General features: G+C 58.5%; 10 protein-coding genes. 4 read left to right on the forward strand and 6 right to left on the reverse strand.

The features are described from left to right. On the forward strand, nt 1-131 hold a 131-nt coding region (locus AB4Y89_RS24120), incomplete at its 5' end, for an integrase core domain-containing protein (RefSeq protein WP_442301167.1). A 181-nt stretch (nt 132-312) separates the two neighbouring features. On the opposite strand, the gene AB4Y89_RS24125 is transcribed toward AB4Y89_RS24120, so the two are convergent. The 3 genes from AB4Y89_RS24125 to AB4Y89_RS24135 all read right to left on the reverse strand — a co-directional run bounded on the left by AB4Y89_RS24125 (nt 313) and on the right by AB4Y89_RS24135 (nt 6,282). Continuing rightward, entirely contained in the window at nt 313-2,394 is a 2,082-nt protein-coding gene (locus AB4Y89_RS24125) for a glycosyltransferase 87 family protein (RefSeq protein ID WP_442303499.1), read from the reverse strand. A 360-nt stretch (nt 2,395-2,754) separates the two neighbouring features. Further along, entirely contained in the window at nt 2,755-5,484 is a 2,730-nt protein-coding gene (locus tag AB4Y89_RS24130) for a carboxypeptidase regulatory-like domain-containing protein (RefSeq protein WP_442303500.1), read from the reverse strand. 303 nt (nt 5,485-5,787) lie between these two features. Next, the gene (locus AB4Y89_RS24135; protein WP_442303501.1) at nt 5,788-6,282 is read right to left on the reverse strand and encodes a protein-tyrosine phosphatase family protein; all 495 of its coding nucleotides are present in this window, start codon (nt 6,280-6,282) and stop codon (nt 5,788-5,790) included. Between the two features lie 243 nt (nt 6,283-6,525). Between AB4Y89_RS24135 and AB4Y89_RS24140 the strand changes: the two genes are divergently transcribed. Then, the gene (locus AB4Y89_RS24140) at nt 6,526-9,078 is read left to right on the forward strand and encodes a bifunctional YncE family protein/alkaline phosphatase family protein (protein WP_442303502.1); all 2,553 of its coding nucleotides are present in this window, start codon (nt 6,526-6,528) and stop codon (nt 9,076-9,078) included. A gap of 443 nt (nt 9,079-9,521) precedes the next feature. Here the strand turns inward: AB4Y89_RS24140 and AB4Y89_RS24145 are convergent, their stop codons facing one another. Continuing rightward, nucleotides 9,522-10,544, reverse strand: a complete 1,023-nt coding sequence (locus AB4Y89_RS24145; RefSeq protein WP_442303503.1) for a phosphotransferase — start codon at nt 10,542-10,544, stop codon at nt 9,522-9,524. A gap of 393 nt (nt 10,545-10,937) precedes the next feature. Here AB4Y89_RS24145 and AB4Y89_RS24150 point away from each other — a divergent pair, with 393 nt between their 5' ends. After that, nucleotides 10,938-11,711 carry a phosphatase PAP2 family protein gene (locus tag AB4Y89_RS24150; RefSeq protein WP_442303504.1) on the forward strand — a complete coding sequence of 258 codons (774 nt, stop codon included), beginning with the start codon at nt 10,938-10,940 and terminating at the stop codon, nt 11,709-11,711. 356 nt (nt 11,712-12,067) lie between these two features. On the opposite strand, the gene AB4Y89_RS24155 is transcribed toward AB4Y89_RS24150, so the two are convergent. Beyond that, entirely contained in the window at nt 12,068-12,295 is a 228-nt protein-coding gene (locus AB4Y89_RS24155) for a hypothetical protein (protein ID WP_442303505.1), read from the reverse strand. Nucleotides 12,296-12,396: 101 nt separating this feature from the next. Here AB4Y89_RS24155 and AB4Y89_RS24160 point away from each other — a divergent pair, with 101 nt between their 5' ends. Then, nucleotides 12,397-12,705 (forward strand): PadR family transcriptional regulator, encoded by a 309-nt coding sequence (locus tag AB4Y89_RS24160; RefSeq protein WP_442303506.1) that lies wholly within the window; start codon nt 12,397-12,399, stop codon nt 12,703-12,705. Between the two features lie 93 nt (nt 12,706-12,798). Here the strand turns inward: AB4Y89_RS24160 and AB4Y89_RS24165 are convergent. Further along, the coding region (locus AB4Y89_RS24165; RefSeq protein WP_442303507.1) for a hypothetical protein at nt 12,799-13,031 on the reverse strand (233 nt) is incomplete at its 5' end.

The following is a 13,031-nucleotide window of genomic DNA, read 5'->3' on the forward strand; positions in this document are numbered from 1 at the left end:
ACTGGGAAAACTCAGAACAAAGAGACACCCAACTCGCCCCTTGGACAGACTTCTACAACCAACAAAGACCTCATGCTAGCCTCAACCTACGCCCGCCCATCAGCAGGCTCCAGATGTCAACAACCTCTTGACCTCCTACAGGCACCCGGGTTGGGATGAACCGTCTTGTTGTAGAGATCGTGGCATTACGCGATTGGTGATTATAGGTCGGGCCTTCAGCCCTCTTGCCGCTTCGCTATCCGATACCTGGGGCGTTGCCCCAGGCTGATATAGAACGCGCCTTCAGCGCTTTTTCCATCCATCGGTTCATCTCTACGGCACAATCTGACGCCGCGACACCGCCGTGAACCACAACGCGCGGGCGCAGTCGCTTCCGTAGACGATGTGTTTGGAGTCCTGTTCCCATGAGGGCTGGATCTGGTTGCATGGAAGCTCTGTGATTCGCTGTGTCGCTCCATTCGACAGATCGCGCAGCCACAGATTCCAGAAGCCGGCTTCAAAGCGGCTATAGGCAAGCCACTTCCCATCGGGTGAGATCGCAGGATAACGAGCCTCTCCGGTAGACAACATCGCAAGCGCGCTGCCTGGAGACTTCAGATAGAGCGCCGGTGCTTTTCCATCGACTGCCGCGGAGACGGCATACAGATCGCGCGAGTGGAATGCGGCCTCGTAGATATTGAGCGATTCCGGCGTAAGCGGCTGCGACGACCCTGCAAGCCAGAGTTGTCCGCGACCGAGATGATCGCGCAGATAAGCCGCTCCAGAGGTAGCGGAAAAGGCCGGATCGTGTGCCCCGGTAACCAGCGGACGGAAGTCGGACTGCCTCACGATCACTGACTGCCGGGCCTGCGCCCTTTCCACCCAGACATCATTTCCGTTCACCGCAAACGAGAGGTCATCGATCCCTGCTTCATCGTGGGTGCGCGTCATGCCGTCTTCGGTCACCAGGCGATAGCCCATTGGCATCATCGCGATGTATCGAAGTTTGCCGTCCGAACTCTGCGGCGAGGAACGCAGGTATCCCAAGGCATGATCAGCCGGTAGACGATATGCCATTTCCGTGCGGGCGAGTGTCTCCAGCTTGAGCGTACGCATCACGGTCAATCCGGCACTGAGCAGGAAGAGAGCGGCAAAGACGCGGTTCTCCAGCGTCCAGAAGCGGGTGGAGGGTTCTCTCTCCCTCCATAGCAGAAATACCATCGCCGCAGTGGCAGCCATCATGATGGGAAGGCGCGGCATGAAAAACAGGATCGAGAGCCCACGCCCCGGCCCCGCCGAGGGAAAGGGCGCCCCGATAACAGCGAAGGCCACCAGCATGACGAATAGCCATCTGCAGCGTTGTTGCGCAAGGGCGCGCACAGCCAGGACGCAGAGAGGCAACACGATGAGGACGAAGTTGTACGAAGCCGGAATGGTAGAGACGGTCAGCGCTGCCGAAAGCAGGGTGCACCACTCCAGAACAACGACCTCTCTGCTCTCCCTGCGGGATGCCAGCAGCAGAACAACCGGCGCCATGAGGAGCATCTGCACCAGCGGCAGCAGGACAGCGTACGCCGTGACAGACGTGTGCCACGGATGTGGGTTCCACTCGGGCTCGGAGAGAAAGAGATAGTGCAGCAGCGATGAGATCGATCCGCTGGCCGTGGCATAGGGCGGCAGCACCTCGCCGCGAAGCGTTGCCGGCAGCACCTCGTGCAGATAGACGTGGTGGATTTGTGTTCCGAAGATCGCGATCGCAAAGGCAAGACACGCACCACACGTAAGCAAGCCGGAGATCAGCGCCTTCCAGGCACGCCTTCTCCAGAAGAGGATGAACAGGACAGCGGGAAAGATCTTGCATGCTGCCGCCAGGCCGACCAGGGCTCCGGCGGCGGCGGCGTGGCCTTCCACATACGACCAGAGCGCAGCCACGATGAGCAGGAGAAGCAGGAGATAGAACTGGCCATCGAGCAGATTGCGATGCAGCGGCAGCGACAACGCGAACGCCAGAGCGATACGCGTATAGGAAAGCCCGGTCAGGCGTCGCAAGAACCAGGCGATGGGGATGAGCAACAGCAGATTACAGACGATCCACACATGTTTCGCTGTAAGCGGCTCGAGGCCGGTGAAGGGATACAGGATGAGCGTGGAGAAGGGCGTGATGGGGACAAGCGCGATCAGCGGGTTGGGGATGGCGTGAAGGTCTTTCTGACGTTGCAGCCACACCCACTCCTGCGCGCGCGCCATGTCGGTGTGCTCGCCAACTAGTTTTGCTGTGAGGTAGTAGTTTGGGAAGTCGGTGTTGAGCTGTTTCCAGGCGTGCGGCAGTGTGTGGAACGAGAGATACAGCACCGCGAGCAGGAGGATGCTGCGTTCTATCCAGGCGAAGTACGGCGCTGTTCTCGCTACGCGCACGTCCCATGATGGATGACAAAGGGGTGATGAGTTGTCACGGGTTTGTCAGGAGACGACGTTCGTTCTTTAGGCGAGAACGAGGATTGTGTGAGTCAAATGCGATAGAGATGACTCCGACTGGGTGGGAGCAGCGGGCTTTAGCCCGCTGATATGAGCTTCGGAAGAATGGGCTTTAGCCCTGGACCTTCTTGTTTATCAGAATAAAAACCCAGGGCTAAAGCCCGTCGTTTTTTGACCTCTCAAATCGGCGGGCTGAAGCCCGCTGCTCCCACCCGGTTCGAGCTTCGCTCTAATGGTTCACCCCGATACGCGATGGATGGGGCACCCAGAGTCGTGGTTTACCCAAGAAGTCGTGCTTGTTTAGAACGCGTACCTCAACCCAGCCTCGACACGACGGCCGTTATCCGCTGCATACGGTACGCCGAAGAGCGGCGAGCCCAGCACGCCTCCGACAGACGTGACGTTCTTGTGATTGATCATGTTGGCCGAGCGCACGTTCAGCGTCAGCGTCTGCGGATGCTCTGCCTTGGCGTTGTGTGTCAGCTTGAAGGCGCGCTGCAGGTTGGTGTCGAGATACAGGGTCCAGGGCAGGGTGCCCGCATTGCGCTGGAAGGCACCGGTTCCTCCCGAAGCGACGAGCCAGCCCCATTGCGTGGAGACCGCGCCCGGCGTGCCCGCGGAGGCATACTGTGGGCGGTCGTTGAAGTTGCCGTCGCCGTTGTTATCGAAGCCGGTGGTGATGTTGTAGTGGCTGCCGCCGTGGCCGTTGAAGGTGCTGCTCAGTTCCAGCTTCTCCGGCAGCTTGAGCGTGCCGTTGGCGAAGACATTCCATAGCGGCTGGCTGGTGCGCCGCGCCAGTTCACCCGCGTTGGTGCGCGAACTCTGCGGGCTGGAGAACTCGTTGTCGTCGGTATCGTCGAGGAGATTGACGCGGACACCGCCGAAAGAGAACTGCACTTTTTTATACGAGTGCTGGTCGACACCGATGAAGACAACATTCGCCCTGCCCTGTCCGCTGTTCTGCATCTCGAAGATGTTCAGGTTGGCAGGACCAGGACGCGGCCCGGTGGGCTGGTCGTTGAGCGGCGAGTTGATGTTGGGCGAACGGGTGTAGTTCCAGATGCGCGCGAGGAAGTAGTCGATGGAGAGATTCCAGCCATGCGGCAGCGTGCGGGTTCCACCGATGTTCTCTGCCGCCCAGGTCAGGTTGGAGAGATGCGGGTTATAGGTACGGATACTGTGGATCGGCGTCGCGCCGCTGAACGGATTGCCGTAGACCGGGCTGTAGATGGTGCTGGTGATACGGTCGATGCCGTTCATGCGCTGCACCTCGGATTGGTCGCCCTTGTTGTAGCGGCCGGCGAACATGCCGAAGTGCCCWTGCAGTGTCCAGGTACCCTTCGCATTCGGAGACCACAGGATGCCGATTCGCGGTGTGATGGAGCTGAAGGTATCGGGATTGTTCTGCAGGTAGTAGCGCACGCCGGATGCGACGTGAACTCCGTGGCCAATATTCCAGTCGTCCTGAATAAACAACGCGTCCTGCACGAGCGTGAAGTTCACCACAGGCGAGCCGGCTACGTTGCTGTATGCAGTGGGCGTTCCCCCTGGTAACCCCAATAGCGCGCGGCGGTATTGCTCCAACCCGGAGATGGTTGTGGTCTGTCCCGCTACAGCGCTGCCACCGGCACTCAGCACCGGAGCGCTGCCGCCGCCGAAGGTATAGGTGCCGTTGAAGTTGGTTGTCAGCTGCTGACGCTCGCGATAGATCATCAACTGCGTGCCCATCTTCAGGGTGTGGTTCTTGGTTGTGAGGATGGCGTCGTCGAGGATCTCCATATTGAGCTCGCGCCGATGCTGCGGCCCCAGGGTGTTACCGCCGCCGGTGAAGGCTCCTGCTACCTGCACGGCGACTGCATTCGAAGCAGGCGTGTCGGTCTCACCGTTCCAACGCAGGCTCACACGGGCCTCGTGCATCAGGTGAACAGAAGCAGTCGTGATATTGCTGAAGCGAAGCATGTGTTCAGACTGCTGGCTGTCGTAACCGGTCTCGGCCAGTGAGGTTCCGCCGGCGCCCTGGTTCTGCAGATGATTGACGTTGGCGTTGTAGCTGGCGATGAAGGTGTTCTTCGGTCCGAGCTGCCAGTCGATCTTGGCGCTGCCGATCCACAGCCGCTGCGGTGTGGCGACGTTGCCTACCGTCCTGACCGGGCTGCCTGTGCTGTCGAGCGTAAAGGCGTTTACGACGGCAAAGTTGTCAATGCTGCGATGTTCCAGTGCGAGGACGAAGTCGCTGCCCTTCTTACGGATCGGCCCGGTCAGCTCAAAGCCGTAGCGTTGCTTTCCAAGAGACGCTTTGCTGGTCGAGAAGGGATCGCGTGCGTTCATCCACGGGCTTCCGTTGGTCGCAAACAGCGCTCCGTGATAGGCGCTTTGGCCGGGCTTGGTGTAGACCTCGACTCGGCCACCGCCAAAGGGAGGCTCACGATACTCCGCGGAGAAGAGATCGGGGTTCACCTTGATATAGGCGATGGTGCTCTTGGGTGGAAGCTTGCTGCCATCCTGAAAGCCATCGACGGCGATTACTGTATTCGAAGGGTTTCCACCCGCGGCGGCGGCGAGTTGCTGGAGCTGTCGGGTCAGGTCATCTGGGTCATCGGCGAGTGCATGCAGCCGATCACCCGAGATGGTCTGTGTGGGTCCGCTTGAAGTCGCGTTGGTGGCCGGAGTGTCGTCATCTCCGCTGACATCTACATTGGTCTCCACCTCTTCTACTTTCAGCAGCAGATCGAGTGAGGCGGGGTGCGGAGACCGCAGCGTCACGGTCTGTGTAGCGAAGCCCGGCGCGGAAACGGAGAGACGATGTGAGCCTTCGGGAACACAGGCCAGGCGGAAGTGTCCATCGGAGCTGCTGGTCGCGGCAGGTCCGCTGTCGAGCGTTAGCAGCGCTCCGGGAATGATGGCCTGCGTACTGTCGTGCACGACGCCGGTAAGCGGCGTTCCCGTGCAGGCGGTCTGTGCCAGAACATGCCGGGACAGGGCGTGCGGGAGCGCAAGCGCAGCAAAGGCTGCGGCAGCCAGAAACTTCATAGGACACCTCGATGGTTGCGGGTTGTGTGGGCGCGTCGGTGCAGACTTACGGCCACGTTCACAACGTGACCGGCAGCGTCCGTCTGAAGAGCAACTACGAGGTTGGTTGGGTAAAAGTTCCGGGAAATTTATGAAGCGGTATCTTGTCAAAAGTTATGGGCATGCCTCACCCACCCTAGCGTTGCGAGGGTGGGGCACCCACAAGGGGAGAACGTAAAAAACACCTGGCCTGTGCTATCGGGGTGCCCCACCCTCACGGAGTTAGGGTGGGCGAGGAAGCCACAAACATCCAACGAAGTAGATCTATCTCTCACCGAACGTGCGGGCGAACTGCTCCACCCACTTCATCTGCTGCAGCGTCTCGGGCACCGGAAATCCGCGAGCCGTTCCCAGACGCAGGAATGCGTCATGTGGGGTAGTCCCCTGCGCACACATCAGGGAAGCCATGAGGACAGAAGACCTGCCGATACAGGCAAAGCAGTGAGCGCCAATGTGCTTTCCCGCGTCGAGCTTTTTCTGAAGCCGTTCCACCAGGAGACCAAATTCCTGATGCGATGCCGGGAGCCCATGATCCGTGATTGGGAAGTTCACATACTCGATGCCAACCTTCTCGCATGTTTCACCTTCGCGCGAGAGACCGAGATCCTGCTGCTCCGCCGTTGTCAGCAGAGAGACCAGGACATCGATCCCCTCGCGGCGCATGGCGAGCAATTCGGCTTCCAATGAACCATTCCCCCTGGGACGTGCAACGATGGCCATCGATTTCGGTGCGGTGGATTCAACCCAATAGATATTCATTGCCTACTCCATAATTCCAGGCGTACAGAGCGTATCGATAGTACAGATCGGGAGAGATTTTATCGAACGACCCGAAACATAGCCCTCTGACACATGGCTCATCACCTTAAGCTCCGCTTAAGCAAACCATCCGTTTATCGTCCGATTGCACGCGGGTGCTATATTGCGCCACAGAATTGGTGTCCGAAGAGTTCGCTGCGGACACGCCCAATCAACCGCACAACTGAACGATCGGGGAGCCAGATGTCTACCAGATTTACGTCTTCGTCCATTGCCGCATGCGCATGTCTGCTTGCGCTGTCCACAAGCGGCACAGCCTTCAGCCAGACGCCGTCCGTACATGATCATCCTCTGGGAGAACAGACGAAGCGGCTGCCGACCAACTTCTCCGATGGTTCCGATCTTCCCAATGGATGGCGCATCACCCCCGCCGGTAAGGCCATCGGCGAAATGGGAGACTTGGTGATGAACCTCACCCCCTCGCCGGACGGCAAGGCCATCATCTCCATCAACTCGGGCTTTTTGCCGCACGGCCTCGATGTCTTCGACACCAAAACACAGAAGAAGGTTCAGCACATCGAGCTGCCATCGGCCTGGCTGGGGATGACCTGGTCCTCCGATGGCCATACGCTCTACGTCGCCGGCGGCAATGCATCGGGATCGAAGAACCAGGAGAATCCCATCGCTCCGGTCTATGAGTTCACCTATAAGGATGGCCGGCTGAGCGAACAGCCAACCGCCAAGTTGATAGAAAGCATCGATCCCAAGCTGGTGTGGTGGTCCGGTCTTACCTATCTGCCCGGCAAGCACCAGCTCTATGCAGTGAATCGCGGCACCGGCTCCGGGCCAAGTAACGTGGTCGTCTTCGATGCGAAGACACGCCAGATCGTCACCCGTATCCCGGTCGAGACCACTCCCTACCAGGCTGCGTTGACTTCGGACGGTAAGCTGCTTTTCGTCTCCAACTGGTCGAGCGAGTCGGTCAGCGTGATCGACACCGCAACCAATAAGGTCATTCGCACGGTGCGCGTCGGTATGAACCCGAACGAGATGAAGCTCTCTGCCGACGGCCGCCTCTTTGTTGCCTGCTCGAATGACAACACTATCTACGTGATCGATACGCGCTCGCTTCAGGTACTGGAGCGGCTGTCGACGACACAGACTCCGCTTGCGCCGGAGGGCTCGACGCCCGACGCCTTGGCCATCGATGACGAGCGCAAGCTGCTCTACATCGCCAATGCCGACAACAACTCCATCGCCGTCGCTCACATTGAGAACCGCGAGCACAGCACGGTCGTCGGCTTTGTGCCTACCGGTTGGTATCCTTCAGCCCTGCTGCTTACCGACAAGAACCAGACGCTTTATATCGCCAATGCCAAGGGTGAGGGCGGCCATCCTGATCCGGACGGTCCGCACTTCGGCAAGGAGAGCGATAAGACGCTGCAGAAGAGCAGCCTTGAGGTTCTGCCGGTCACGAACCTGAAGGACAACCTCGTGAAGTGGACGCGCCAGGTATCAGAAAACACGCCTTATCGCGACTCGATGCTTTCAGAGGCGCGGACGCCGCAGGAGCCGAGCGTGATTCCGCAGCACGTAGGCGAGGCCAGCCAGATCAAGCACGTGATCTACATCATCAAAGAGAACCGCACCTACGATCAGGAGTTCGGCGATATTGCGAATGCCAATGGCGATCCGAAGCTGGTGCTCTTCGGTGAAAAGGTCACACCCAATCAGCATGCGCTGGCGAAGCAGTATGTGGTGCTCGACAACCTGTACTGCGATGGTGAGGTCAGCGTCGATGGACACTCCTGGTCGAACTCCTCCTACGCCACCGACTTCAACGAGAAGCAGTGGCCGGCCGAGTACGGCTCACACAGCGCCGCCTCATACAGTGTGCGCGCGATGGTTCCGTCCGCAGGACATCTCTGGGATGTCGCCCGCCGCAAGGGCCTGACCTATCGCTCGTATGGCGAGAACGCCGCGCGCGCCAGCACCGGCACCAGCATGGAAGCAGCTCCCGGAGCCGATGGGCTGGTCGGCCATGTCTCCAAGGAGTATGGTCTTGGGCTCAACGTCCGCGATACGGATAAGGTCGCAGTCTTCCTGAAAGACTTCAAGGAGTTCGAAGCCAACTACGACAGCACTGAGCCTGAAAAGCGCCTGCCGAACTACATTGTGATGAGCATGCCGGAAGATCACACCCGCGGCACCACGCCCGGAGCCTTCACACCGCAGGCCATGGTCGCGAACAATGACTATGCCATCGGTCAGCTTGTCGATGCTGTAAGCCACAGCAGCTACTGGTCCAGCACCGCCATCTTCATCATCGAAGACGACGCCCAGGACGGCGCCGACCACGTCGATGGACGCCGCACCGTGGGCCTGGTGATCAGCCCGTATGTGAAGCGTGGCATCGTTGACAGCACGCTCTACACGACCAGCTCGATGGTGCGGTCGATGGAGCTACTGCTCGGCCTGCCGCCGATGAGCCAGTACGACGCCGCGGCGATGCCGATGTATGCCGCGTTCGGTGCGACGGCGAAGGATACGCCCTTCGACGTCATCCAACCGATGATCGACGTCAACGTAAAGAACACGAAGGACTCCTACGGCGCGAAGCAGAGCAGCAAGATGAACTTCAAAGATGTCGATCTCGCTCCGATGTATGCGCTGAACGAGATCCTGTGGAAGAGCATTCGCGGAGCTGACTCGGCCATGCCGGCTCCGGTTCATCGCTTCCGTCCGCTGGCGGATGCGAGTGAGTCGCCGAAACATGGGAAGGATGCTGATGACTAGGGTGTTGGACTAAGTAGGCGTTGGGTGGAGGATCGAGCTGTGCTCGATCCTTCTTTTTGTTTGTTATTTCGTTGCGCGGCGAAGAAAATCTGCTTCTCATACATCGCCCTCAGCGGCTAAAGCCGCGTTTCCTTGCGGGGCTTTGTACGGCACGGCTGAAGCCGTGCCCTTAAGCAAGGCATTCGCGCTATGCGCGAAACAAAAGACAGGCTAAAGACATAGCTCCCGTATCTGGAACGCTATTTCCCCTCTCGCCTGACTATCCCATCCCACGAAGTCGATAACGAATGCTGGCGGTAGAGTTGCTAGATCGCTCAGTTGCGCGTCGCGCAACCAGTTCGCACCGAAGGTGCGAATGTTGTGCTTAAGGGGACGGCTTCAGCCGTCCCGCACAGGAGTGACACAGGCGGCGGCTTTAGCCGCTGAGGGCGAAGTCTTTCACCTCACGAGATAACGGGGAGCAGGGTCCGGACGTCTTCTGCGGTAACACGTCCCTCCCCAACCATCCGCAAAGCCTCCTCGAATCGTGCCTGCCGCATGTTCTGCAGCAACCGCTCCCAATGAATCCGTCCATAGACGATCTTCGCCACGCTCTCTGCCAGATTGATTTCCCTTCTCCAAAGCCGGCGATGAAACTCATCGAATGCAGGTAACGGCTCACTCCGATCGATCGGCTTCCCTCCTGGGCCCAGCAGTAAGAACAACGAGGCGTACATCATATGCAGCGTCTGTCGCATAAGGAAGAACCGTGCTCGCTGATACGCATCTGCAGGCTTGCCGAAGTACTGCTGAAGATACGAAAGCTCGTCCTCCTCGTCTGCGATGAGGAAGTTCCCAGCGACCGCCAGATCGAAGTAGCGATCGTTTACGAAAGCTGCCTTCCAGTCCGTCAGCCAGACACGCTCTCCGTCGAAGAGGATGTTCTCCGGCTTCAGGTCGCTGTGGCACGAGACCATATCTCGCGGATCTCTGGGGTAGACTTCGCACAAGCGCGCATACGACGCAAAGACCTCATCGATCTCCGTCTGTGGAAGGATGCCCATGCCATGGAATCTCTCGATCGCCTTGCTCGCCGTCACATAGTTGAACTCTTTAGGAAACGGGGGCAGTGAATGCAGCCTGCGCAGAAGTTGCGGTATCCGCAGACGCGCCTCTTCGACCAGGAGCGGAACCTCCTCGACGAGGTCCGTGATGCAGATGCCCTGCTCCATATCAACATATCGGACCCGAGGAGCAATGCCCGCATCGGCAGCCATCGTCATGCAGGTGAACCGCCGCACGGGATCGTTGATCTCATCGATGCGGGTCATGATGCGTAACGAGTAGGGCGCTCCGTCGACAACTATGCGGAAGAGCAGGTCCGAGCCCAGTCCGGCGTCCATGGGATGAATGGCATCGAATGTCGCAACCCCGAACGCTGCATGCAAGCCCTTCTCGACCGACGCGCTCTTCTCCTGTGGAATCATGCATCCCTCCTTGGAAATCAAAACAATGCCTAGAGCATTTCTCCTGTTGCCGGGTATCCCGGAAGGGGCGTGCAGCGGCGTTTTCATTGCGGAAAACACCCATCGATGCGGGAACCCTACCCGACACCTACAGGAGAAGTGCCTGTCGATGGTGCCCGAGTTTTTGCTCAATTTCCAGTCTCGTTTTGCGAGGCGCGGCTTGATATCCTTAAGGCAGAGTTAAGCTGCATCTCCGTAAGATGAAAGGGACGTGAAGCGCCTCTTTCAGTATCTGATCCGCTTCTGATTGCTTCACAGAGCGTGCGCATTGGCGCGTGGTCTAGCGGTTTGCACTTTTATCTGCGTGTTCCCTTGCCCAACCCTGATCCGATCGATCCCTTTGGAGACCTTGCCATGTTTATCTTCCGCATGCGTGCATGCATGCTTGCACTCGCCATCGCTGTCACCGTACCGTTCTGCCAGGCACAAGCTACAGAGCAGTCTTTACCCGATGCTCCCCGTCCCAGCCAGCGCAAGATCATTCTCGGCATGCCGATGGAGATCCTCAAAGACCAGGCTGGCATATGGACCAGTCCGGCGCGTATCCGGTCGCGGGATCTGCTGTGGCTGACACCTCTTGCTGCAGCTACCGGAGTAGCCATTGCCACCGATCATCACACCATGGGCTCGGTGGTCTCGCACGATACCAACTTCAACCAGACCAGCGTGAATGCCTCGAATGCACTGACCGGTACGCTCGTCGCGATTCCCGCGGCGCTCTATGGCTCCGGCCTGCTGCGCAATGATCCTCATCAGCGGGAGACCGGCATTCTGACCGCTGAAGCACTGGTCGACAGCTATGCCGTGCAGGAGGGTATGAAGCTGGTCTTCTGGCGGGAACGGCCGGCGAAGGACAACAGCCGCGGCCTCTTCTTCCAGAGCTCGGCCGGAGTGGACTCGTCGTTCCCGTCAAACCATAGCGTGCTCGCGTGGTCGTCCGCAGCCGTGATCGCCAGTGAGTATAAGTCGCCCTGGGTGCAGGCCGGCGTCTATACGATGGCCACCGGAGTCAGCCTGACGCGCGTGATGGGGCAACAGCACTTTCCGACGGATGTTTTGATCGGCAGCGCGACCGGATGGTTGATTGGACGGTATGTCGTTCATCGCCATCATGGAAGGGCTTATTGAATTTGTATTTTCAAATGGCGCAGTGCATCCGGTTTTCTCCGTGCCGGTACAGATTGGCCCTGCGAAGGATCAAGCGCTGAAGGCGCGTTCCATACCAGCCTGGGGCAACGCCCCAGGTTTTGGATGGTTAAGAAGGCGTGAGGGCTGAAGGCCCGATCTATAATCGCGAATCGCACTATGCCACATCTCTCTGGATGGGATGCTTTGTCAACCAATGAACGGCGCGAATGGAATTGAAGACTCTTATATAGGGCGGGCCTTCAGCCCTTTAATACTGGGTAGGCATTGATACCTGGGGCGTTGCCCCAGGCTGGTATGGAACGCGCCTTCAGCGCTAAATACGCATCAAGGCCGTGCTAACTAGCTTTGCGCCAGATCATCTCGCCTTCCTGTTCGAACTCGTCGTAGGCCTTTCGCAGGCCGAGAAGGATCTCAGCGGTTGTTTTCAAAAGAGCCTGAGCCCTGGGGTCGTTGACTTTCCCGACGTCGTGCCAGGCATAGTCGGCAACACCAGACAACATTGCTTTCAGTTTCGCGGTATGGCGGCGTGGATCATCTTCGCCGTAGAGAACGCGGTGGCTCATGAAAACCTCCGTGAAATGATCAGATGATGTAATCGCCCCAAAACGATGCCCGGTATGTGCGATTTCACACGCATTGCCTAAGCTTGCGCTACGCTGGGTGGGTGCCAAAGACATATCGCGATATCTACTCGGGTCTGGTCCGGCTGCATGTGCTCCATCATGCAAGCCGTGAAGCGATCTATGGTCTGGAAATGATGCGCGAGCTTCGCCATCATGGCTATCGTCTCGGCCCGGGGACGCTCTATCCCCTGCTGCACAGTATGGAAGGGAATGGGCTTCTGCGATCGAAGTTGACCACTGGCCCTGGCCGTCCGCGGCGTGTCTACACTGCCACCGCTGCGGGTAGAAGGGCTTTGAAAGAAGGGCACGAGAAGGTCCGGGAGTTGCTGCGGGAGATGGATGAGGATTAGGAGTGGGACGTAGCGTAGGTATTCGAGCGTAGCTCGAATAAGGTGAGAGAAGCGGGCTTTAGCCCGCTGACAAGAGCCTTATAAAAATGGGCGTTAGCCCCGGGCTTTTTGTTCTTCCAGGCAGAAAAGGCCCAGGGCTAAAGCCCATTTTTTATAGAGCGGATAAACCGTGGGCTGAAGAGTCTGTGTGAGTGAGGGATCTTCTCTTTGTTGAGTGGGCCTTAGTTGCTGGATTTCTTTGTGGCGTCTGGAAGGAGTTGTTTTATCGGGTTTTCTGCGGGACATTTTCTTTGTTGTATCGGAAGGAGTTGTTTTAGCGGGGCTTC

Origin of the sequence: Terriglobus sp. 2YAB30_2 (assembly GCF_052114765.1) — a bacterium.
Classification (GTDB): domain Bacteria; phylum Acidobacteriota; class Terriglobia; order Terriglobales; family Acidobacteriaceae; genus Terriglobus.